The 22,273-nt window shown below is 54.9% G+C and carries 18 protein-coding genes, 2 tRNA genes and 3 other RNA genes; 7 read left to right on the top strand and 16 right to left on the bottom strand.

The window, feature by feature from the left end; translation table 11 throughout:
- Window positions 1-42: 42 nt before the first annotated feature.
- The 3 genes from galU to rssA form a co-directional block, all read right to left on the bottom strand.
- Window positions 43-954, bottom strand: a complete 912-nt coding sequence (galU, locus tag ACUY4S_RS11235) for a UTP--glucose-1-phosphate uridylyltransferase GalU (RefSeq protein ID WP_458023135.1) — start codon at window positions 952-954, stop codon at window positions 43-45.
- A gap of 198 nt (window positions 955-1,152) precedes the next feature.
- The gene (gene rssB / locus ACUY4S_RS11230; RefSeq protein WP_312686772.1) at window positions 1,153-2,166 is read right to left on the bottom strand and encodes a two-component system response regulator RssB; all 1,014 of its coding nucleotides are present in this window, start codon (window positions 2,164-2,166) and stop codon (window positions 1,153-1,155) included.
- 91 nt (window positions 2,167-2,257) lie between these two features.
- Window positions 2,258-3,166 (bottom strand): patatin-like phospholipase RssA, encoded by a 909-nt coding sequence (gene rssA / locus ACUY4S_RS11225; protein ID WP_458023136.1) that lies wholly within the window; start codon window positions 3,164-3,166, stop codon window positions 2,258-2,260.
- 110 nt (window positions 3,167-3,276) lie between these two features.
- Between rssA and ACUY4S_RS11220 the strand changes: the two genes are divergently transcribed.
- The 7 genes from ACUY4S_RS11220 (at window position 3,277) to ACUY4S_RS11190 (ending at window position 5,514) form a co-directional block, all read left to right on the top strand.
- Window positions 3,277-3,735, top strand: a complete 459-nt coding sequence (locus tag ACUY4S_RS11220) for a YchJ family protein (protein WP_458023137.1) — start codon at window positions 3,277-3,279, stop codon at window positions 3,733-3,735.
- Window positions 3,736-3,783: 48 nt separating this feature from the next.
- A complete protein-coding gene (gene purU / locus ACUY4S_RS11215; protein ID WP_312686777.1) occupies window positions 3,784-4,626 on the top strand; it encodes a formyltetrahydrofolate deformylase in 843 nt (280 codons plus the stop codon).
- A gap of 161 nt (window positions 4,627-4,787) precedes the next feature.
- Window positions 4,788-4,872: transfer RNA gene (locus tag ACUY4S_RS11210), tRNA-Tyr, on the top strand.
- Window positions 4,873-4,898: 26 nt separating this feature from the next.
- Window positions 4,899-4,983 (top strand) — tRNA-Tyr (locus ACUY4S_RS11205).
- Between the two features lie 45 nt (window positions 4,984-5,028).
- Window positions 5,029-5,160: non-coding RNA, RtT sRNA (locus ACUY4S_RS11200), on the top strand.
- Window positions 5,161-5,205: 45 nt separating this feature from the next.
- A non-coding RNA gene (locus tag ACUY4S_RS11195) (RtT sRNA) lies at window positions 5,206-5,337 on the top strand.
- Between the two features lie 45 nt (window positions 5,338-5,382).
- Window positions 5,383-5,514, top strand: a non-coding RNA gene (locus tag ACUY4S_RS11190) — RtT sRNA.
- A 135-nt stretch (window positions 5,515-5,649) separates the two neighbouring features.
- Here the strand turns inward: ACUY4S_RS11190 and ACUY4S_RS11185 are convergent.
- The 13 genes from ACUY4S_RS11185 to ACUY4S_RS11125 form a co-directional block, all read right to left on the bottom strand.
- The gene (locus ACUY4S_RS11185) at window positions 5,650-6,846 is read right to left on the bottom strand and encodes a nucleotide disphospho-sugar-binding domain-containing protein (RefSeq protein ID WP_312689499.1); all 1,197 of its coding nucleotides are present in this window, start codon (window positions 6,844-6,846) and stop codon (window positions 5,650-5,652) included.
- Window positions 6,847-7,329 carry a hypothetical protein gene (locus ACUY4S_RS11180; protein WP_312689497.1) on the bottom strand — a complete coding sequence of 161 codons (483 nt, stop codon included), beginning with the start codon at window positions 7,327-7,329 and terminating at the stop codon, window positions 6,847-6,849.
- An 83-nt stretch (window positions 7,330-7,412) separates the two neighbouring features.
- Complete coding sequence (locus ACUY4S_RS11175) at window positions 7,413-8,537, bottom strand: glycosyltransferase family 2 protein (RefSeq protein ID WP_458021847.1); 1,125 nt, start codon at window positions 8,535-8,537, stop codon at window positions 7,413-7,415.
- On the bottom strand, window positions 8,534-9,487 hold the full coding sequence (locus tag ACUY4S_RS11170; RefSeq protein ID WP_458021848.1) for an NAD-dependent epimerase/dehydratase family protein: 954 nt from the start codon (window positions 9,485-9,487) through the stop codon (window positions 8,534-8,536). The genes ACUY4S_RS11175 and ACUY4S_RS11170 overlap by 4 nt, the downstream gene beginning before the upstream one ends.
- Window positions 9,484-10,770 (bottom strand): F390 synthetase-related protein, encoded by a 1,287-nt coding sequence (locus ACUY4S_RS11165; protein ID WP_458021849.1) that lies wholly within the window; start codon window positions 10,768-10,770, stop codon window positions 9,484-9,486. The genes ACUY4S_RS11170 and ACUY4S_RS11165 overlap by 4 nt, the downstream gene beginning before the upstream one ends.
- The gene (locus ACUY4S_RS11160; protein ID WP_458021850.1) at window positions 10,767-11,573 is read right to left on the bottom strand and encodes an MBL fold metallo-hydrolase; all 807 of its coding nucleotides are present in this window, start codon (window positions 11,571-11,573) and stop codon (window positions 10,767-10,769) included. The genes ACUY4S_RS11165 and ACUY4S_RS11160 overlap by 4 nt, the downstream gene beginning before the upstream one ends.
- Window positions 11,551-12,567, bottom strand: a complete 1,017-nt coding sequence (locus tag ACUY4S_RS11155) for an NAD-dependent epimerase/dehydratase family protein (RefSeq protein ID WP_458021851.1) — start codon at window positions 12,565-12,567, stop codon at window positions 11,551-11,553. Before ACUY4S_RS11155 ends, ACUY4S_RS11160 begins: the two co-directional genes overlap by 23 nt.
- A complete protein-coding gene (locus ACUY4S_RS11150; RefSeq protein WP_458021852.1) occupies window positions 12,564-13,571 on the bottom strand; it encodes a 3-oxoacyl-[acyl-carrier-protein] synthase III C-terminal domain-containing protein in 1,008 nt (335 codons plus the stop codon). Before ACUY4S_RS11150 ends, ACUY4S_RS11155 begins: the two co-directional genes overlap by 4 nt.
- A gap of 96 nt (window positions 13,572-13,667) precedes the next feature.
- A complete protein-coding gene (gene narI, locus ACUY4S_RS11145) occupies window positions 13,668-14,345 on the bottom strand; it encodes a respiratory nitrate reductase subunit gamma (protein ID WP_458021853.1) in 678 nt (225 codons plus the stop codon).
- Window positions 14,345-15,055, bottom strand: a complete 711-nt coding sequence (gene narJ / locus ACUY4S_RS11140) for a nitrate reductase molybdenum cofactor assembly chaperone (protein ID WP_312689483.1) — start codon at window positions 15,053-15,055, stop codon at window positions 14,345-14,347. The genes narI and narJ overlap by 1 nt, the downstream gene beginning before the upstream one ends.
- Window positions 15,052-16,587, bottom strand: a complete 1,536-nt coding sequence (gene narH, locus ACUY4S_RS11135; protein WP_458021854.1) for a nitrate reductase subunit beta — start codon at window positions 16,585-16,587, stop codon at window positions 15,052-15,054. The genes narJ and narH overlap by 4 nt, the downstream gene beginning before the upstream one ends.
- Window positions 16,584-20,327 (bottom strand): nitrate reductase subunit alpha, encoded by a 3,744-nt coding sequence (locus tag ACUY4S_RS11130; RefSeq protein WP_312689479.1) that lies wholly within the window; start codon window positions 20,325-20,327, stop codon window positions 16,584-16,586. Before ACUY4S_RS11130 ends, narH begins: the two co-directional genes overlap by 4 nt.
- 391 nt (window positions 20,328-20,718) lie before the next feature.
- Complete coding sequence (locus tag ACUY4S_RS11125) at window positions 20,719-22,110, bottom strand: NarK family nitrate/nitrite MFS transporter (protein WP_458021855.1); 1,392 nt, start codon at window positions 22,108-22,110, stop codon at window positions 20,719-20,721.
- Between the last annotated feature and the right edge of the window lie 163 nt (window positions 22,111-22,273).

The following is a 22,273-nucleotide window of genomic DNA, read 5'->3' as shown; positions in this document are numbered from 1 at the left end:
CTATTCTCTCCGGCTTAATTCCCTTTGCTGCAAAGGGATTAATTATGCTTTCCCGACGCCTACTGTCTCTTCCAGCCAGGCTTTAAATTCTGTACCCAGCGTATTGTGGCGGATACCGTATTCTACGAAAGCGCGCATATAGCCGAGTTTATTACCGCAGTCATGGCTTTTGCCTTTCATGTGGTAGGCTTCAACTGTCTCTTTCTCGATCAGCATATCAATCGCATCGGTCAGCTGAATTTCATCGCCTGCTCCCGGAGGGGTTTTTGCCAGCAGAGGCCAGATTTCAGCACTCAGGACATAACGCCCTACCACCGCCAGGTTTGACGGCGCAGCATTGGCCTTGGGTTTCTCCACAACACCAACCATCGGTACGCTATCGCCCGGATTCAGCGTAGCGCCTTTGCAGTCAACAACACCGTACGCGGTCACATCATCAACCGGCTCGACCATGATTTGGCTCGCGCCCGTTTCATCGAAGCGTTTAATCATCTCTGCCAGGTTGTCCTGTGACAGGTCTGATTCGTATTCATCAAGGATGACGTCCGGCAGGATCACCGCTACGGGTTCATTCCCAACCACCGGATGTGCACACAGTACAGCGTGACCAAGACCTTTTGCCAGCCCCTGACGCACCTGCATGATCGTCACATGCGGTGGACAAATAGACTGAACTTCTTCCAGCAACTGACGCTTAACGCGTTTTTCCAGCATAGCTTCAAGCTCGAAGCTGGTATCGAAATGGTTTTCGATAGAGTTTTTGGATGAATGGGTAACCAGAACGATTTCAGTGATACCTGCCGCGATACATTCATTCACCACATACTGAATTAATGGCTTATCAACCAGCGGCAACATTTCTTTAGGAATTGCCTTGGTCGCTGGTAACATCCTCGTTCCCAACCCCGCTACCGGGATTACTGCTTTAGTCACTTTCGAATTTATTGCAGCCATTGAAAATCTCCTGGACTGTTCATGCTTTGAACATGTTCATGAATTAACTCGCGTCTGAGTATATCAGCACCATCCCAACGGCCAGGTCTGAAAAGGACGCGCTTACAACTAATTAGGATTAATACGCATAATCTGCGGCGATAGTACCACTCGTTTTATCGTACAGGTAAAGCAATCTACAAAGTCTGATTCAATCGCTCATTCCGCACTCAACATTAAGCGCAGCCGCCCGCCCGCGCCCCACACCTGGCACTGCCACGAGTCACAGCGCTGACTTAATTGATTGAGATAAGTATTGCCTAATGTGCCGAGAGGAACACCATTACTGATTTGAATTTGATGTTCGCCAGTGTTTAATGTTGCGTTAAGACCGGCTGAAACTAATATCAAATTCTTAAGCTCACTGTGGTAATAACCCACCAATAAAGGAAACTGCCCGGGCAAATTGGCCTGACGCAGTAATTGATTGACCTGCTTAAGCAACGCGCCCATTTCCGGCAAGCGCTGCCGTTGATGAGCTAACTGTTCTTGTAACAACCCATTAAATAATGCACGTAGCAGCAATGCGGCTAACACACCGTTATTGCCCGCCCGGGTAACGTCGAGGCAATAAAAAGCCAAATCCTGACCGGAGATAGGCGCGATATCGAGAACTAAGCCGGGTCTGTCAGCCGAGACTAATTGGCGATAATTTACCCGACAATTCGAAATAACCTGCTGAACCGGTGGTTGTAATTCCTGCAGGAGTTTCGCTGCAGCCTGTGGATTACATACCAGCGCATCCCAATCCTGGAACAGGCGCTCTTCTTCTTCAACACGGGAATTAAACATATTGGGATAAAGGCAGGCAAATACCGTTTCCTTTAAGCGGAGAAAATCTTTCACCGGCTTAAGCACCACATCCTGCACACCCAGGCGCAACGCTTTCGCAATATCCGCCATGTTTTCGGTTGCTGAGATGACCAGAATCGGCGTTTGATTTCCGCGATTGCGCAAATGTTCAATTAACGCCAGGCCGTTCATGCGCGGCATGGCCAAATCACAAATAATGAGATCAGGCGTTACGGCTCCCATACGGGCCAGAGCTTCAACACCATCCTCCGCCAGCAAGGTGCTGGCTCCAAGTGATAACAGCCAAGAGTCCAGCAGCGAGCGGAAAACGGGCTCGTCTTCGACTATCAATATCTGTTTTCCGGCCAACGGCTGCGTCATGTCATCTCCCCTGCCTGACGATAGATCAATAGTGGCATGCTTCGTCGATACTCGCCTGTCAGAATTTGCTGAACTCTACGAAAATACGTCATCACACTACGGGTCGCGCCAGTGGTAACAACTCGTCTAATTTTTTTTCGACTGCCAAATGCCCGGCTGCAATCGCTGCATCGGCACGATGAAAATCCAGTGTCGAGATTTGCGGACAGATAGGCTGCAGCAGAATATCTGGCGGGTCGCCTGCCATGCGGTTGCGTTTTAAGCGGTTTTCGAGAACCTGAATTGACGTACTCATGATTTCCATAGCCGTGGGCGTGACCGGACGTTTAGGTGCCGTCCGCCCGAGGCGTTCACGCAGGCGCTGATGCCAGCGTAACACTGCACGGCCCTCAGTATCACTCTCACCTTTTGGCAGATTCACCGAGAGCAGGTCTTGTTGCATAAGGTGCGCATCATGCTGCAAATCGACTGCAATCACCACATCCGCCCCCAGGGCGCGGGTGAGCGAGACAGGGACAGGATTAACGACCGCGCCATCCACCAGCCAGTACCCATTATGCGCGACGGGTGCCATCAAGCCTGGCATACTGCAAGAGGCCCGCACAGCGTGGTGCAAATCCCCTTCGGTGAACCACAACTCCCGCCCAGTGCTCAGGTTGGTGGCGACCGCGCCAAATTTCTTCTGGCAGTGACTAAAATCAGCATACGGCAACACTGCACGATAGTGGTTGAACACGCGTTCACCGCGCAATAACCCACCGCGTTGCCAGGAAACATCCATCAGACGCAGCACGTCCCAGTATCGAAAAGAACGCACCCATTTTTCCAGTGCCGGCAATCGGTCACAGGCATACGCCGCGCCGACCAGTGAGCCAATAGAACAACCCGCGACAATGTCAATTTCGATACCTGCGCGTTGTAACGCATTAATCACGCCGATATGCGACCACCCTCTGGCCGCTCCGGAACCGAGCGCCAGACCAATCTTTACTGTTCTCATTACGCGTGTTTCACTTCCCCCGGCTTACTGTAGCCACAGCGCTACGGCTCAGTTAACATATTGCTACCCTGGCGCAACAGCGCCGTTATTTTTGTTCCAGGAATGCTATTTTGTCTCAATCTTGTCCTTGCGGTAGCGCTCTGGAGTATAGCCTATGTTGCCAGCCTTATCTGTCTGGCGCTCAGCTCCCTCCTGAACCCAGCCACCTTATGCGTTCGCGCTACACCGCTTTCGTGTTACATCAGGCAGATTATCTCATCAACACCTGGCACCCTTCTTGTGGAGCGGAAGCTTTTCGCCACCAGCTTGAGGCTAATTTTCCGCAAACAACGTGGCTCGGCCTGACCCTATTTGAGCATGCTTACGGCGAAAAGGGTAATGAAGGTTATGTCAGTTTTGTGGCACGGTTTAGCGAACAAGGTCAAGCAGGCGCAATTATTGAACGTTCCCGTTTCTTAAAGGAGAACGGCAAGTGGTACTATATCGATGGAACGCGCCCGCAGCTCGGTCGTAACGATCTCTGCCCTTGCGGATCAGGTAAAAAATTTAAAAAGTGTTGCGGCCAGTAAGGCAAACAGCAACGCATAGCAAACATCATCAACAGGATTTACCCGGCAATGCATTCATTACAACGTAAAGTTCTGCGCACTATCTGCCCTGACCAAAAAGGGCTTATCGCCCGTATCACCAACATTTGTTACAAGCATGAATTGAACATCGTGCAAAACAATGAGTTTGTTGATCATCGTACCGGTCGTTTCTTCATGCGCACCGAACTGGAAGGTATTTTTAACGATGGCACACTGCTGGCGGATCTCGACAGCGCGCTGCCGGAAGGATCGATTCGCGAGCTGAATCCTGCTGGTCGTCGTCGCGTGGTTATTCTGGTCACCAAAGAGGCACACTGCCTTGGCGATTTGCTGATGAAAGCCAACTACGGCGGGCTGGATGTCGAAATCGCGGCTGTGATTGGCAACCACGACACGCTGCGTTCGCTGGTCGAGCGTTTCGATATTCCGTTTGAACTGGTAAGTCATGAAGGCCTGACGCGTGAAGCACATGATCGTTTGATGGTACAGGCTATTGAAGCGCATCAGCCGGATTATGTTGTACTGGCCAAATATATGCGAGTGCTGACACCGGAATTTGTCTCCCGCTTCCCGAATAAGATCATCAATATTCACCATTCGTTCCTGCCGGCCTTTATTGGTGCGCGTCCTTATCATCAGGCCTATGAGCGCGGTGTGAAGATCATTGGCGCAACGGCTCACTATGTGAATGACAATCTGGATGAAGGCCCGATCATTATGCAGGATGTTATTCATGTGGATCACACCTACACCGCGGAAGACATGATGCGTGCCGGGCGCGATGTGGAGAAAAACGTGTTGAGCCGCGCGCTGTATCAGGTGCTTGCACAGCGGGTATTTGTTTACGGTAACCGGACGATTATTCTGTAATCAGTAATAAATTGAATTGCTTGCCTTTGCAGCATTACGTGCAAAAAGCAGACAAGTAATTCGTTTTTATTTATTGAGTGCTTTACAGCGGCGCGTCATTTGTTATTATGCGCCGCGCTTCCCGAGAAGGGAGCAGGCCAGTAATATTAGCTTTACCCCGTGGTGGGGTTCCCGAGCGGCCAAAGGGAGCAGACTGTAAATCTGCCGTCATCGACTTCGAAGGTTCGAATCCTTCCCCCACCACCATTCTCATCACAATATGTATTGCCCCAGGTGGGGTTCCCGAGCGGCCAAAGGGAGCAGACTGTAAATCTGCCGTCATCGACTTCGAAGGTTCGAATCCTTCCCCCACCACCATCACTTCATAAAATCCCATGCTGACTCATCAACTCAGAATTTTCAGACTTCACCCAACGGGGAAGGATGAGAAGCTTCGATTAAGGTTCGACCCGAGCGACATCGAGTGAACGTTGCCGCAGGCAACGGCCCGAAGGGCGAGGAGCGAAGCGACGAGTAATCCTTCCCCCACTACCATCACTTCATAAAATCCCATGCTGACTCATCAACTCAGAATCTTCAGACTTCACCCAACGGGGAAGGATGAGAAGCTTCGATTAAGGTTCGACCCGAGCGACATCGAGTGAACGTTGCCGCAGGCAACGGCCCGAAGGGCGAGGAGCGAAGCGACGAGTAATCCTTCCCCCACCACCATCACTTCATAAAATCCCATGCTGACTCATCAACTCAGAATTTTCAGACTTCACCCACCGGGGAAGGATGAGAAGCTTCGATTAAGGTTCGACCCGAGCGACAGCGAGTGAACGTTGCCGCAGGCAACGGCCCGAAGGGCGAGGAGCGAAGCGACGAGTAATCCTTCCCCCACCACCATCACTTCATAAAATCCGATACTGACTCATCAACCCAGAATCTTCAGACTTCACCCAACGGGGAAGGATGAGAAGCTTCGATTAAGGTTCGACCCGAGCGACAGCGAGTGAACGTTGCCATCCGTTCCGGGCCAGTTTACTTCCCTTTCCGCTCCACCACCCTCTGCAATGCTGATTTCGCGCCGGCAATTGACTGCACGCCTCCCCGTAGCCAGATGCCTTTCCCACAATGCTGAAGACGTGCAGCATGATCAAACTGGTCATAATCCACCGGGTAAACCAGCGAGGGGATCGCACGTTGCAGGCAGTGCCACAGAATGCCTGCGCCGCCATGGTGGATAACGGCATCATAATGCGCAAGCCAGCAGTCATAATCGACCCACGGCAAGCGTACAACGTTTTTCTGCCCGGTCACACCGCCCGCAGCCATATCGCCATCCGTGAAGTGGAACACCCAGTCAGGCATCGTCTGTGCCAGTTGCTGCACGGCCTGCACGACAGCCTCTTTATGCCAGTCCAGATGGGTGCCTAATGTCACCAGTACATGACGCTTTCCGGCAACAAAGGGGGGTGCAGCAGTCGGTAGCGGTGGCGTATAAAGCGCCGGGCCAATAAACCTGACTGCGGCAGGCCAGCTTCGCGGGAATTCGAACCACGCCTCCCCCAGTGCCAGAATGCACTCCGCCGAGTAGGCATTTTCACTGCCATCCTGCCGGTAGAGGGAAGAAATTCCCGTCTGGCGGATGGTCTGGCGGAACAGCCTGAAGAGTAGTCGTTTAAATCCGCGCACTTTGTGACGATGTAACGTCTGCGTAAAGCGCTGTAACGCATTGACCGGCGGTAGCAACCCGCCGCAATACGCTGGTACACCATCAGGCGTATCCATCACGCAGGGTGATGGCATGCTGGTCCACCAGGGGACAGCAAGGCGACGGCATACTTCACCCACCACCGGCAGGGTGAAATCTGCAATCGCTAAATCCGGTTTACCCTGTTGCTGCCAGACGCCCGTCAGTTCATCGGCGAAGTTTTTTAGCAACCCCACTACCCGCTTAAACTGCCGGTAGAGGCGCTGCGGGTTTGACTTCACGGCATAACGCGGGTTCACCACTGCGGTCAAAGGAGAGTCATAATCGCCGGGGAGCAGCAACGCTGTCAGCCCTGCGGCTTCAATACGGGTTCTGGCCCCTTCGGTACTAATAATGCGCACCTGATAATGTGTCGACAACGCCCTGCCCATTGCCAGGACCGGATGTAAATGTCCGGCAAACGGCGGCGCCAACAGATCGATATGGATTACGCCCGGGGGGATCAAAGCCAGCAAACGTTCCATTTAGCGGCCCCGCACGTGAATATCGGCCACAAAGGCACGGCATAACGCCGGTAGTTCCGGCTGAGTCAGGTAATGCATATGGCTACTCTCTATCTGTTTGTCTGGCGTGGGAAACCAGCAACGTGAAATATAATCTGTGCGCCCTTGTACTAACACATGGCGGCACCCCGGTCGCTGCCGTGCGACCGGGCCATATGCAAAAATCGCGATGCGCGGCATCACTTCAGCAGGTAAATGCAGATTATTAAACAGTTCCAGTCCGCAACTTCCCGCCAGTACTATGGTCTGATCGGCACCGGCCAGCATCTCTAAGGCCGCCTCACGGTAACGGCGGGCAAAGCGTGCGTGCCGCGATGCCAGGTACTCCAGCATATTACTGACGCTGGCCCGCACGATCCCCGTCTGGCGCCAGGATTCCTGCTGTGGCAACCAGGGGAAGTTACGCGCAACGCAATGCTGCGCCTCATCACTGATCGCATGCATGAAGGCCTGTTGTTGTGGACTCAGCGCCCAGTTTCCCCAACGACTCCTGCCCGTAATAAAAACGTACTGTAAACGCGCTCTGCTCATAGGGAGGTGAAACGCTCATTGCTGTAGATCCGGTAACGGCGGGTGCGCCAGGTAATCGTTCGATTGCACAGGGCATGTAACAGATGAAGCGGTTGTAACAATTCCGAAAGTAGCGACAACAACGGATGCGGTGTGATCTCTACAGCAACCTGTCGTTGTATCCAACGCAAAGCGAGGTGGCGTATTAGCAGGACCGCCGCCAGCACCAGCGCAGGCGTCAGGCCAGTCAGTGCCAGTATGACCATTGCCCACATTAGCAATGGATGCAGCCCCTGCAACAGGAAAATCGCCAGTCTCGTCGCCACGCTTTTCTCGCGGAGCAACAGGGTGGCGAACAGAAACCAGCGGTGCATTTGCCGGTTGTAGTGGCCAACATCGATAATACTGGTCTGTACCCGCACGGTCGCCGCAGACTGAATAATCTCTCCTCCTTGCCGGGTAAGATGGGTCGCCAGCGCCAGATCATCCGTCAGATGGCGCTCGATAGGCGCAAACCCGCCAATCCGTTGCAACAGGGCCAGCGGCAGCATATAGCACATACCATTAAGGGTGAGCGGTGCGCAGAAAGGCACCAACGGCAAGTAAGTCAGCGGCGAATTGTCATTGACGAACTGCGCCAGCAGGCGCGAAGGCAGGTTATGTGCAGGCCGGTACCAGGGCAATGCCGTCACCAGACTGTTGTCACGCAGTTCGCCGATCATCTTACTGGCTGAGCGTGCGCTGAGCAGCGCATCATCATCCAGCACCAGAAAGATCTCCGTTTGCGCCACTGCGCGCGCACGCTCAAGCTTGAAGAGTTTTGGATTTATCCCTTGCGGCGGCGCAGCCGTCACAATAATGCGCACAGCACACTGAGGATGACGTTGCACAATCCGCGCCGTGATGGCGGCAGCTTCGGCATCATCCTCGTCAATCAGCCAGATAAACTGCGCACCGCTGAGTGCCATCAGCGCAGACTCCAGTACCGACTCCAGTGCCGGATCGCCGCTGAGGATCGGTTGCGCCACCGTCAGACGGCGCAGTTCTCCCTGTGCAGCAGTGGCTTGCTCGCGCATTACGCGGAGAGCAAAAACCAGTTTAAACAGCAGGATAGCCAGCCAGCTTAGCGCTATCAGCATCATTTTTGTCTCTCCTGTTGGTGCAGAAACGCCGACAGCGTCGCAGAAAACGTACGTCCAGGCGGACCAAAATCGGCCAGCATCCGTGTTACATCCAGCGTTGCGGAATAGCCAAAAACACCCACGCCAAAACGGGTGATGGGGGGCGCGCCACGCAGCGGCAGCCAGCGCCACAAGCGCTCCATCGCTCCGGCAAAACGCAATGCTGTGGCAACGCCCATTGTCCGCTGGGGTAAGGGTAACGCCATCTGCGTTAATACCTCATCGAGCAGGGTTTCTATCTCTACGGATGCATTGGCCGTAAGGTTATAACAAGGTTGTAAAGGGGCATGATTAGCAGCACGCCACACGTAGTCGCATAACACATCCACATGCAGCAAATCCGTCCGCGCCGGGATATTTTCAGCGCGCAAACGCACCAGTTGCCGCTTACGTGCAGCAGCGATTAACGGTGGGAAGAGTAGCGTGTCCCCAGCACCGAAAATGCCGCAAGGCCGGAGTACCGTTTTTTCACCGACATAATCCGCCAGCACCTGCTCGGCCAGATATTTGCTGCGTCCATATTCACTGGTGAATGGCGGTCCGACAGGGGTGTCTTCTCGCAGCGCATACTGATGCGCAAAGCGATAATACACAGCAGCACTGGAGAGTAAAATCAGGCGCGGCAACCCCTTACGGCGACAAAAAGCGATAACCTGCTGCGTGGTTTCGACGTTGTCGCGGTAATAGTCCTGCGCCGTACCCCAGGGGGAAGGCCGCCCCGCCGCATGGATAACCACCTGCGGGCTAAAATCCAGTTCGTCGAGCCGCTCCAGTGCCAGCGCACGGTAGTGCGGGGAGTGTGGCAGCGGTCGGCGACCCACACCGCGTACCGCCACATTTGGAATATCCGCAAGATAAGACAGTAACCGACCGCCGATAAAGCCGGACGCACCCGTGATAAGGATCTTCATACCCCGTTCCACTGACGGATAATGCGCCGCCGCTTATGGGTAAAGAGACCGTCTATGGGTCCAGCAGATAGCGTCCAGCGCAATGTTTCTGTCGCGACGCCCTCGCCTGCCATCCAGTTGATGAGTGCATCCCGGCAGGAAACCAGCACGCCGGCATCACAGGTTGCAGTGAGGTGGATCTGTGCCGCTCCGGTCTGTACAAGACGATAATCCGCCTCCAGCGGTAATGCCTGCGCCAGAACGCGACTACAGGCATCGGCAAAGACCGGTCGCCAGCGCCCACGTTCATCAGACAGCAGCAGTTGATCATCATGCCGCCCTTCAATGTGTGCAATCGCCCGCGTGACACTTCCGCAAGGACAGGGGGTATCCCGAACAGTGAGTACATCATCCAGACGATATCGCACGATGGGCTGAGTACGCCGGGTGAAGTCGGTGATCACCGGCACAAAGCGGCGTTCATCGATCCATTGCGGTTCAATGTGCACAAATTCCTCATTGAGATGCAGTGTGCCATGGGCGCAGGTCGCAGCCAGGAAGCCCTCCGTCGCCTGATAGATTTCACCCACCTCGCAAAAAATGTCTCGCAACAAAGCGCGATCCTGCGGTTCGAGGACCTCGGCAACAGAAATCACTTTTTTCACCTTCAGGGCCAGATCGCCCGCTCTGACGGCCAGCGCAATGGCACGCAGCACCTGCGCCGGCGCCACGATCAACGTCGGAGATTGCTGCTGCAGGCGGGCAATCTGTTGTGCGAAAGGCTGCAACAGATCGTAGAACTCAAGCGTCAGCCAGCGGCTATTTACGCTCTGGTAAAGCTGGTTATCGGCACGTAAAAAGAGTGCCACCCGCTCGCGGGCGAATAATCCGTCCGGGAGGGATTTCGCCAGCACCCCGGCTGCCCAGATTTGACGCTCTTGCGGGCTGACGACAAATAAACCGCGCTGACCCGAGGTGCCTGACGATAATCCGACACTGAAACGGCCGACGGTTGGCGAAAAATCCCGGCTGTGTTCGCTTTCCAGCGCGCAGGCCAGCAGTTCATCACGCCGCAACCCCGCTGTGTTCATCGCATCAAAGTGGGTCATCATCAGCGCTTTGTCCATCAATGGCCATTCGGTAAACGGCTTATCAAGCCAGGGTTTAAACCAGGGGCTATTAACCAGAACCCGATGGCGAAAAGCCGCCATTCTTTTTGCCTGCCAGGCTTCCAGGCTGGCACGGGAGAGAAAACGGCGGCGGCGAATCAGAAAATAGCGCCCTAACAAGCCAGCCAGATTCATATATCGCCCTCATGACACAACAGGATCTCTACCTCACCCCGCTGCCAGAGCTGGTTAAGCTGCGTCAGCGTGTGGTAATACGCCCTCGTATCGCTTAGCACCAGGTTTGCCAGCTGCGAAGGCCCGCGCAGTGTCTGGTAACTGACGGGAGACCAGGCCGCATCCGCCGCCAGCAATGTCCAGCCATTATCGGTCAACACAAACGCGCCGATATGCCCCGCAGCATGACCCGGTAACGGCACAAGGATGATTTGCCCGTCGCTACCCGGCAGCGCGTATCCCTGCCCGAAAGGTGCCAGCGCAGCGGGCAGTGTCAGGGTCGGGAAGTGCTCAATAAACTGTACCGTTGACTCAAATGTTTCTGGGATCAAGCCCGGAATAAAAGCCTGACGCAGCGCCGCAAAGCCACGCAGCGTTCTCACCTGCTGCCAGCCTTCACCGGAACAGATGCTGGCCACACCCGGAAAATCCCGCAGCCCGGCGACATGGTCGGCATGAAAATGCGACAAAATAATGCCGTCGATATCGCGGCCCACCAGCCCTTGCGCGAGCAGTTGCTGCGCGAGCGACTGCTTTTCGTCGAAATAAACCGGCGTCAACTGGCGATAGACGTTAAACACCCCTTCCCGGCTGTACTGCTCAAACCATGAGGCATACCCCGTGTCCCAAAGCCAGCACCGTTCGCCGACTTCCAGTAACCAGGCGCGAGAGGGAAACTTGCAGACACGAAAGCCTGCGCCTTTCAGCGCCATGCAGCCCAAATGCGTGCAATAGCCCACTTCAAAGCCGGTGATTTTTGCCATTCGTCCTTATCCACTCTCCAGTCAGGGCAATACCGTCTGCCAGCGAAAATTGCGGTTGATAACCGAGAACCTGCTCTGCTTTGGTGGCGCTCAGCGTCATATCAAAGCAGACCGTTCCTGCACTGTAGCGGGTGATCGGTGGCTCTTTACCGCGACAAGCGCCGACCAGCGACATGCCGTGAGCCACCAGCGATAACAGCGGCCACGGCACCGATTTAATCCGATAATTGAGGCCAAGCTGCTGATGAAACAGGGCATCAAGCATCGCTGCCAGCCGCTGGGGTTGGTGATTGGTAATATTAAAGACATCCCCGGATCGCACGGCGAGGTTCTGCGTCGCCAGTGTCATTGCATGCACCACATTGTGCACAAAGGTTAAGTCCAGCAGCGCTTCACCACCACGCGGCAGACGCAGTACACCGCCATCTCGTTGCAGTTGCTGCAACAGGCGCGGGACAATGACCTGATCGTGCGGACCAAACAAGCCTCGCGGGCGCAGCATCACAAATGTTGTTTGCGGGTGGCTGGCAACCGCGGCCTGAATTGCCAGCTCCGCAGCATATTTGGAACGGGCGTAATGGCTGGCAAACTGGCGTGCCAGGTAAGTTTCAGGCACATCGTAATGATGGCGAAAATCAAAGTAGATTGCTGGCGTCGAAATATGCACAAAGCGCGGAACAGCGAGCTGCCCCGCAGCCCCGGCAAGCGTTTGGGTTGCCCGCACATTAGCCTGATAAAATGATGCACGGTTGCCCCAGGGCGAGGATTTGGCCGCGCAGTGCCATACCGCGTCGCAGTGTTTCATTAATGGCAGGCACTGCGCCACACTGGCGGTCGCGAGATCCAGCGGCATAAACGACGCCCCCAACGCGGTCAACACCGCGCCCGCTTCGCGATTGCGCCCGGTGGCTATCACCTGATGCCCCTGCTCCAGTAGCCACTGTGCCGCATTGCGGCCAAGCCCACTGGTTGCGCCCGTGACCAGCACCCTCACGGCAGCAACACCATACCAGACAGGGTTAACCCTGCCGCTGTTCCTATCAACAACACCGGCTCTCCAGAACGCACCTTTCCGCTGCTGAAGGCGTGGTGCAGTGCGGTCGGGATCGACGCCGCGACCTGGTTGCCGTGATGGCGATAAATATCAATTAATATCCTGTCCGGCACCGCCAGCCGCTTGCGCATATGTTCCAGCGACAGATGGCTGGCCTGATGCGGCACCACTGTTGCTATGTCAGCCAGCGTCAACCCGCTCTTGTTCAGCAGACGGGTGAAAAAGCCTTCAATTCGCGCGGAAGCAAAGCGAAACAGCGGTTTCCCCTGCATATGAAACAGAAAATCGCTGTCATGCATGCCCGATCGTGGGTTACGCCGGGTTCCACCGGCGCGGATCTCGCACAGTTCGCTCCCTTCCGGGTAGACTTCCGTCAGGCTGGCCAGCACCCCGCTATGTCCATCGCCACGCTCAACAATGGCACAGGCTGCGCCGTCGCCAAAGATCAACGAAGATTCCTCATGCTGCCAGTCGATCCCTCTGGACGCCAAATCAGCCGCAACAATCGCAATGCGTCGGTAGCTGCCGGTCGCCAGCAGTCCCGCCGCTACGTCCAGTGCAGTAATAAAACTGACGCAACTGCTGTTGACATCAAATCCGGCGGTACCGGCAGGCATCGCCGCGGCTTTAAGAATGTGCGCCGCGCTACAGGGCAACGCCTGGATGCCAATGGCACTGGCGCTGATCAGCAGATCAATGGAGGATGGGGAAATAGCCTGTGCCGCCAGCGCATTGTGCAATGCCTGCGCGGCCAGTTCTGCCTGGCTTTCATCAGGCCGGGCATGAAAACGGTGCTCAATACCGGAACGTTGACGCACATAGCCCGCCGGTTTACCCAGCTGGCAGTCCAGAGAATCCGAGGTGATACAAGTCGCCGGCAACGCGCTGCCGGTCGCAATGATGTTGAGTGCCGCAACAGGTGTGCGCCCAGAACGTGTCCCCATGAAACTGTTCCTTGTTGTTCTTCTTCGGGCGAACAGTTTACGGATAAAAAAAATCCGGGAACAGTCTGCATTCCCGGATTTTTATTCACGACGCGCTTAGCGACGCGCGCGAACTACTTGATATTTTCGAGTTAAATACTCAACCGGCGCACTCCAGATATGCACCAGACGGGAGAACGGGAACAGCACAAACAACGTCATGCCCAGCACCAGGTGCATACGATAGATAAAGGCCACGCCGTCAAGATGCGCAGACGCCCCGCCGTGGAACGTCACCACTGATTGCGCCCAGCCAACCAGTTTCATCATTTCGCTGCCGTCCATGTGCTGTGCAGAGAACGGAATAGTCAGCAGACCGAGCGTGCACTGCACCATCAGCAACGCCATGATCAGTATATCCGCAGCCGTTGACGTCGCACGGATACGCGGATTGAACAGACGACGTTTCAGCAGCAACAGGCCGCCGACCAGGCACAACACGCCGCTGGCCCCGCCACCGATCATTGCCATCTTCTGTTTCACTTCGATCGGCAAAAAGGACTCGTACATCCAGTGCGGCGTCAGCATACCGAGAAAGTGCCCGGCGAAGATGCCCAGGATGCCCAAATGGAACAGGTTGGAGGCGAGGTTCATCCCTTTGCGATCCAGCATCTGGCTGGAGCCTGCGCGCCAGCTGTACTGCCCATAGTCATAACGCAGCCAGCTACCAACCAGGAAGATCGCCCCGGCAATATACGGATAGATGTCAAAGAAGAACATATTAAGGAAGTGCATTAGCGCTCTCCTCCTGTTGTGATATTCAGATATTGCGGTGCAACTGCGCCCGCAAATCGCCGTTGATGCGCAGTAATGTCGGAATCACCACATCCCTGCTCCGCGAAGAACTTCACCTGTTCCTCTTCCCACACGGCATCCAGCGCTTGCGGCGTATCGTCGCGCGCTTCCCCGGCAATTTTTTCCGCCACTTGCGCGTTATCAACTGCGGTTTTACTCAGGGTTAACAGAACGTCGAACAGCGTGGCGTAATGGCTTTCACGCTGCTGCAAGCGCGCCTGTAGCAGCGCCAGAATCGGCGCGATGTCCTGCAAACCGCCAATCGCTTCTGCACGCGGCAACTGTGCCAGATACTCCAGATAGAGCGGCAGGTGATCCGGCAGCTCGCGGCTGTCGAGCTGTAAACCGTGTCGCGCATACTGCGCCAGCAGGTCAACCATCGCCTGGCCGCGATCGCGGGATTCGCCATGCACGTGCTCAAACAGCAACAGCGAGGTGGCGCGACCGCGGTCGAACAGTTCGCTGTAACTGGCCTGCGCATCCAACAGATCCTGCGCAGTCAGATCGCGCAAAAAAACTGTCAGTAACTGCGCATCCGCTTTCGCCAGATTCTCGCCAGCGGCCAGGGCATCAAACAGGTCCTGTTGATGCTGCCACAGGGCAGCATCCGGGTATTCCAGCAAACGGGAAATAACCACCAGTTCAATCATGGGTGCGGCTCCGTTTTTACTGTCACATCAACCGCATCGATACGACGGCTGTTAAACAGGTTGAATTTGTTGTCTGAACCGTGGCATCCATCGCCGAAGCTAAAACCACACCCGCTTTTCTCCGGGAAGGCTTCACGCGCCAGTTCACGATGGCTGGATGGCACCACAAAACGGTCTTCGTAGTTGGCAATCGCCAGGTAGCGGTACATTTCCTGCGCCTGTGCTTTAGTCAGCCCCACCTCTTCCAGTGCGCGCGTGTCTTCTACACCATCGACGGTTTCTGCACGTTTAAAGTGACGCATGGCCAGCATACGCTTCAGCGCCAGCAGGACCGGCGCGGTGTCACCGGCTGTCAGCAGGTTCGCCAGGTATTGCACCGGAATACGCAGACTTTCTACATCTGGCAGAATGCCGTTGCTGCCCAGTTCGCCGGCGTCGGCAACAGACTGGATCGGGGACAGTGGCGGCACGTACCAGACCATCGGTAACGTGCGGTATTCCGGATGCAACGGCAGAGCCAGTTTCCAGTCCATCGCCATTTTATAAACCGGCGATTTCTGCGCCGCATCAATCACACTTTGCGGTACGCCATCTTTCAACGCCTGGGCAATCACGCCAGGATCATTTGGATCGAGGAACACATCCAGTTGACGCTGATACAGATCTTTTTCGTTTTCCGTACTGGCCGCGTTTTCTATTGCATCTGCGTCGTACAGCAGAACGCCAAGGTAGCGAATACGCCCCACGCAGGTTTCTGCGCAGACCGTCGGCATGCCCGCTTCAATGCGCGGATAGCAGAAAATGCACTTCTCGGATTTGCCGCTTTTCCAGTTGAAGTAGATTTTTTTGTACGGGCAACCGGTAACGCACATTCGCCAGCCACGGCATTTATCCTGATCGATCAGCACAATGCCGTCTTCTTCACGTTTATAGATAGCCCCGCTCGGGCAGGTCGCTACGCACGCCGGGTTCAGGCAGTGTTCGCACAAACGCGGCAGATACATCATGAAGGTGTTTTCAAACTGGCCGTACATCGCCTTCTGCATGTTTTCGAAGTTCTGATCTTTGCTCAGCTTCTCAAACTCGCCGCCTAAATCATCTTCCCAGTTCGGGCCCGCGGTGATTTTATTCATCCGCTGACCGGTAATCAGTGAACGCGGGCGTGCAATCGGCTGATGTTTGCTTTCCGGCGCGTTATGCAGGTTCTGGTAATCAAAGTCGAACGGCTCGTAGTAATCGTCAATTTCCGGCATATGCGGGTTAGCGAAGATCTTGCCGAGCAGCAGCGCACGGTTACCCATGCGCGGTTGCAGTTTGCCGTTGATTTTACGGATCCAGCCGCCTTTCCATTTTTCCTGGTTTTCCCAGTCGGTAGGAAAGCCAGTGCCCGGTTTGGTTTCAACGTTGTTAAACCAGGCGTACTCCATACCCTCGCGGCTGGTCCAGACGTTTTTACAGGTCACTGAACAGGTATGACAGCCGATGCACTTATCGAGATTCAGCACCATGCCGACTTGTGAACGAATTTTCATTTTGCGCTCTCCTGTACCTGGTCATTGCCTTCGCCATCCAACCAGTTAATGTTCTTCATCTTACGTACCACCACAAACTCATCGCGGTTGGAGCCGACCGTACCGTAATAGTTAAAGCCATACGCCAGTTGGGCATAGCCACCGATCATGTGCGTCGGTTTTGGCGTAATACGGGTCACCGAGTTATGGATCCCGCCACGCTGCCCGGTGATCTCTGATCCCGGCAGGTTCACAATACGTTCCTGCGCGTGGTACATCATGGTCATGCCGGAGGGTACACGCTGGCTCACCACCGCACGGGCTGTCAGCGCACCGTTGGTGTTAAACACTTCGATCCAGTCGTTATCTGCAATACCCATCTCTTTGGCATCGGCTTCGCTCAGCCAGACCACCGGCCCACCGCGACCCAGCGTTAACATCAGGAGGTTGTCGCTGTAGGTGGAGTGAATACCCCATTTCTGGTGCGGCGTCAGGAAGTTGAGCGCTTTTTCCGGGTAACCATTCGCTTTCACGCCCAGTACTTCTTTTACCGAACGGGTATCGATCGGCGGACGATAAACCAGCAGGCTTTCACCGAAATCACGCATCCACTGATGATCCTGATACAACTGCTGGCGGCCAGAGAGCGTACGCCACGGGATCAGCTCATGCACGTTGGTGTAACCGGCGTTGTAAGAGACATGTTCATCCTCAAGACCTGACCAGGTCGGGCTGGAGATGATTTTGCGCGGCTGCGCCTGAATATCGCGGAAGCGGATCTTCTCTTCTTCTTTATTGGTGGCCAGGTGCCTGTGGTCACGGCCTGTAAATTCACTGAGTGCTGCCCAGGCTTTTACCGCTACATTGCCGTTGGTTTCCGGGGCCAGAGTCAGGATCATTTCCGCCGCGTCGATCGCACTGTTCAGCATCGGCTGGCCTTTTGCCGGGCCGTCTGCCTTGGTGTAATTCAGCTTGCGTAGCAGATCCATCTCGCTCTGGGTATTCCAGGCGATGCCTTTACCGCCATTGCCGATTTTCTCCATCAACGGGCCGATAGAGGTAAACCGCTCGTAAGTGGCCGGATAATCACGCTCAACCGGAATAATGTGCGGCGCGGTTTTCCCTGGGATCAGCTCGCATTCACCTCTTTTCCAGTCTTTTACATCCAGCGGCTGCGCCAGTTCGGCAGCAGAGTCGTGCTGGATGGGCAGCGTCACCACATCTGTTTCTTTGCCCAAATGCCCAACGCACAGTTCAGAGAAGGATTTCGCGATACCTTTGTAGATTTCCCAGTCACTTTTGGATTCCCATGCCGGGTCGACTGCGGCAGAAAGTGGATGAATAAACGGATGCATATCCGAGGTATTCATGTCGTCTTTCTCATACCAGGTGGCGGTTGGCAGCACGATATCTGAGTAGAGGCAGGTACTGGAGAGACGGAAATCGAGCGTCACCACCAGATCCAGCTTGCCGTCAAGACCGTTGTCATGCCACTCCACCTCTTCCGGCTTCACGCCCCCCTGTTTGCCCAGGTCTTTCCCCTGAATGCCATGTTCTGTACCGAGCAGGTACTTAAGCATGAATTCGTGGCCTTTACCGGAGGAACCCAACAAGTTCGAACGCCAGATAAACAAGTTACGCGGGTGGTTTTTACCGTTTTCCGGTTGCTCCGCCGCAAAGCGCAGTGAGCCCTCTTTCAGGGACTTAACGGTGTAATCCACCGGCGTCATGCCTGCTTTTTCTGCTTCGGCGGCAATGCGCAGCGGGTTGGTGCCTAACTGCGGCGCCGACGGCAGCCAACCCATACGTTCAGCGCGGACGTTAAAGTCAATCAAATGGCCGCTGTAGCGGGATTTGTCCGCCATTGGCGACAGGAACTCCTGCGCGGTGACTGTCTCGTAACGCCACTGGCTGGAATGGTTGTAGAAATACGACGTACTGTTCATATGCCGTGCGGGACGCTGCCAGTCCAGAGCAAACGCCAACGGCTGCCAGCCGGTCTGCGGACGCAGTTTTTCCTGGCCGACATAGTGCGCCCAGCCGCCACCGCTCTGACCAACACAGCCGCAGAAGATCAGCATGTTGATGATCCCACGATAGTTCATATCGAGGTGATACCAGTGGTTCATGCCGGCACCAACGATGATCATTGAGCGACCATGTGTTTTATCGGCGTTGTCGGCGAACTCGCGCGCAATACGGACGATTTGCGACTGTGCCACACCCGTAACTTTCTCGGCCCAGGCCGGGGTATAGGCTTTCACTTCATCATAACGGGTGGCACAGTTTTCATCACCGAGGCCACGATCCAGGCCGTAGTTTGCCATGGTCAGGTCATAGACGGTGGTCACCAGTGCGGTTGTGCCATCGGCAAGCTGCAGGCGTTTTACCGGCAGTTTATGCATCAGGACATTGTCGAGTTCGACCCCGGCAAAATGCTCGGTGTTATCGCCACCAAAGTAAGGGAAGCCGACCTGCGCGACTTCGTCGTGTTTACCTAACAGGCTTAGATCCAGCTCAACGTCCGCACCATTACCACCGTCGCGCTGCTCAAGGTTCCACTTGCCTTTCTCGCCCCAGCGGAAACCAATGGAACCATTCGGCGCAACCAGAGTGCCCTGGTTGTCGAGCGCCACCGTTTTCCATTCCGGATTGTTTTGTTGACCCAGGCTGTCGACCAAATCAGCAGCACGCAACATACGGCCCGCGGCATAATAACCGTCGCGCTCTTCGAGCATCACCAGCATCGGCATGTCGGTGTAACGGCGCACATAATCGGTAAAGTACTGGCTCGGTTTATCCAGATGGAATTCACGCAGGATCACATGGCCCATCGCCAGGCCCATTGCGGCATCGGTCCCTTGTTTCGGTGCCAGCCACAAGTCGCAGAGTTTGGCGATTTCGGCATAATCCGGGGTAATGGCAACGGTTTTGGTCCCTTTATAGCGAACTTCGGTAAAGAAGTGCGCATCCGGCGTACGGGTTTGCGGGACGTTTGAACCCCAGGCGATGATATAGCTGGAGTTGTACCAGTCGGCAGATTCCGGTACGTCAGTCTGTTCGCCCCAGGTTTGCGGCGACGCTGGCGGTAAATCGCAATACCAGTCGTAGAAGCTCAGACAGGTACCGCCCAGCAGAGACAGATAACGTGCGCCAGAGGCGTAAGAAACCATCGACATGGCCGGAATTGGCGAGAAGCCTGCCACACGGTCAGGTCCGTAAGTTTTCACGGTGTAGACGTTAGACGCCGCAATCAACTCATTCACTTCCTGCCAGGAAGAGCGAACAAAGCCGCCGCGACCACGCGCTTGTTTAAAGCTTTTCGCTTTATCGGCGTCTTCGATAATTGAAGCCCAGGCCAGTACTGGATCGTTGTGCTGCGCTTTTGCTTCACGCCACAGTTTAATCAGGCGCTTGCGCATCAGGGGGTATTTCAGGCGGTTGGCGCTGTAAAGATACCAGGAGTAACTGGCGCCACGTGGGCAGCCGCGTGGCTCATGGTTTGGCATATCCGGGCGGGTTCGCGGGTAGTCGGTCTGCTGGGTTTCCCAGGTGACAAGACCGTTTTTAACGAAAATCTGCCAGCTACATGAACCGGTACAGTTCACGCCGTGGGTTGAGCGTACGATTTTGTCGTGCTGCCAGCGGCTGCGGTATCCATCCTCCCAGTCCCGGTTGGTGTTTAACAGCTGGCCGTGCCCATCGGCAAAGGTTTCGCCCTTCTGTTTGAAGTAGCGAAACCGGTCCAGGAATTTACTCATCGGGTGTTCTCCTGTTGGAGCCTGCTCGGCTCTCTTGCTAAATCGACATTGCTGGATTTGCCGTGAAGGTAACCCCCACAAAGACAAAGAGAATTGATGGTGATCAAGCCGCTACAGCGTACTTTCTGCGCCCAAATAGCGAGGTACTACCAAAGGGTTAGCCTTTTCTATTTTTTATATTATTGATAAATAAGAATTTTATTCATTACATAAGGAAACCATCTGCACATTTCCGGTGGGCGAGGTATTAAGGGGTAGATGACGGGTTATAAAAAACCGCACCGGTGCCGACGATGTGCGCCGTATAAAAAACAAGAGTATGTTGTAACTAATAATGGTGCTAAAAAAGCGCGGCCATCGCCGCGCAAGGATAATCAACAAGTACTTCGTATTATTGTTTTTTACGCCCGTATATCGCCCAGGTGATGACCACGCAGGCAACATAGAACACGAGAAACACTTTCATTGCGCCCGCCGGAGAACCGGTCAACGCCAGCGAAGTGCCGAAAGCTTTCGGGATGAAGAAACCGCCAATAGCGCCAATGGCCGAGATAAATCCCAGTGCCGCAGCTGTTTCTGTTGCGGCTTCACGCATGGCGTCTTTTTCCGTGCCACCCGCTTGTTGAACGCGCTCCATGGTCATTTTACGGAAAGTGACCGAAATCATCTGGAAGGTGGAGCCGCTGCCCAGTCCCGCCGTCATAAACAGCACCAGGAAGACACAGAAGAAAGCGGTAAAATTCCCCCCGGTACCGCCTGAAGGCAGTGTCAGGAACAGCAATGCACTGAAGATTGCCATGACCACAAAGTTCACCAGCGTGACACGCGTACCGCCAAGGCGGTCAGAAATCGCCCCCCCCGCCGAACGAGCCAGCGCGCCTACCAGCGGGCCAAAGAACGCGAAATGCAGAATTTGCACCTCCGGGAACTGGGTTTTTGACAACATGGCAAAACCAGCAGAAAAACCGATAAACGAACCGAATGTCGCCAGGTAGAGGAAACTCATGATCCACAGGTGCGAGCGCTTCAGTACCGGGAGTTGCTCACGCAAGGAGGCCTTAGATGTCGCCAGTTCATTCATGCCGAACCAGGCCGCCAGGGTGCATACCACCAGCAACGGCACCCAAATCCAGGCTGCGTTTTCGAGGTACAGTGTTGAACCATCCGGCTGCACGGTGCCAGTCGCACCAAAGGCGGCGAAAATCGAGAACGACACGGCCAGCGGCGCGATCAGTTGCATTACGCTCACGCCGAGGTTACCGAGGCCACCGTTAATGCCCAGTGCTCCACCCTGCTTCTGTTTCGGGAAGAAGAAGCTGATATTCGCCATACTGGACGCAAAATTAGCGCCGGCAAAGCCGCACAGCAGCGAGATAATAATAAACGTGTTGTACGAGGTGGTGGGATCCTGAACGGCAATCCCCAGCCACACGCAAGGAATAATCATGATCCCGGTACTGAACGCCGTCCAGCGACGGCCACCAAATACCGGTACCATAAATGAGTACGGCACACGTAACAGCGCACCCGACACGGATGGCAAGGCTGTCAGTAAAAACAGCTGGTCGGTGGTAAACTGAAAACCCACTTTAGGGAGATTGACGGCTACCGCGCTAAAGAGCATCCAGACACAGAATGCCAGGAGCAGGCAAGGTACGGAAATCCACAGGTTACGGCTGGCCGTCCGCTGCCCCTGTTGTTGCCAAAAAGCCGGATCTTCAGGACGCCAGTCGGTTATCACTCGCGTGGACGTACTTTTCTCCGGGATGGATGAGTGCTGCATAAACACCTCTGCTGATCGGTTTGATGCCTGCCACCTTAGTTTTTACAGCGGCAGTTAAGTTGATATAAATCAAAGGAAAAGCAGCCCTTTCAGCGGGCAAAAAATCGCCATGCTCATTAGTGAGTAGCGCATAGTGATAAAAAAGGTGTGGTTTTTCACGGTT

The organism is Kosakonia beeri (assembly GCF_054165705.1).
This window is presented reverse-complemented; position numbering and strand designations above follow the sequence as displayed.

Excerpts from the sequence above, each read along its gene's own strand:
- galU (WP_458023135.1), bottom strand. The coding sequence starts at position 954 with ATGGCTGCAATAAATTCGAAAGTGACTAAAGCAGTAATCCCGGTAGCG.
- rssB (WP_312686772.1), bottom strand. The coding sequence starts at position 2,166 with ATGACGCAGCCGTTGGCCGGAAAACAGATATTGATAGTCGAAGACGAG.
- rssA (WP_458023136.1), bottom strand. The coding sequence starts at position 3,166 with ATGAGAACAGTAAAGATTGGTCTGGCGCTCGGTTCCGGAGCGGCCAGA.
- purU (WP_312686777.1), top strand. The coding sequence starts at position 3,784 with ATGCATTCATTACAACGTAAAGTTCTGCGCACTATCTGCCCTGACCAA.
- ACUY4S_RS11185 (WP_312689499.1), bottom strand. The coding sequence starts at position 6,846 with ATGGAACGTTTGCTGGCTTTGATCCCCCCGGGCGTAATCCATATCGAT.
- ACUY4S_RS11180 (WP_312689497.1), bottom strand. The coding sequence starts at position 7,329 with ATGCATGCGATCAGTGATGAGGCGCAGCATTGCGTTGCGCGTAACTTC.
- ACUY4S_RS11175 (WP_458021847.1), bottom strand. The coding sequence starts at position 8,537 with ATGATGCTGATAGCGCTAAGCTGGCTGGCTATCCTGCTGTTTAAACTG.
- ACUY4S_RS11170 (WP_458021848.1), bottom strand. The coding sequence starts at position 9,487 with ATGAAGATCCTTATCACGGGTGCGTCCGGCTTTATCGGCGGTCGGTTA.
- ACUY4S_RS11165 (WP_458021849.1), bottom strand. The coding sequence starts at position 10,770 with ATGAATCTGGCTGGCTTGTTAGGGCGCTATTTTCTGATTCGCCGCCGC.
- ACUY4S_RS11160 (WP_458021850.1), bottom strand. The coding sequence starts at position 11,573 with ATGGCAAAAATCACCGGCTTTGAAGTGGGCTATTGCACGCATTTGGGC.
- ACUY4S_RS11150 (WP_458021852.1), bottom strand. The coding sequence starts at position 13,571 with ATGGGGACACGTTCTGGGCGCACACCTGTTGCGGCACTCAACATCATT.
- narI (WP_458021853.1), bottom strand. The coding sequence starts at position 14,345 with ATGCACTTCCTTAATATGTTCTTCTTTGACATCTATCCGTATATTGCC.
- narJ (WP_312689483.1), bottom strand. The coding sequence starts at position 15,055 with ATGATTGAACTGGTGGTTATTTCCCGTTTGCTGGAATACCCGGATGCT.
- narH (WP_458021854.1), bottom strand. The coding sequence starts at position 16,587 with ATGAAAATTCGTTCACAAGTCGGCATGGTGCTGAATCTCGATAAGTGC.
- ACUY4S_RS11130 (WP_312689479.1), bottom strand. The coding sequence starts at position 20,327 with ATGAGTAAATTCCTGGACCGGTTTCGCTACTTCAAACAGAAGGGCGAA.
- ACUY4S_RS11125 (WP_458021855.1), bottom strand. The coding sequence starts at position 22,110 with ATGCAGCACTCATCCATCCCGGAGAAAAGTACGTCCACGCGAGTGATA.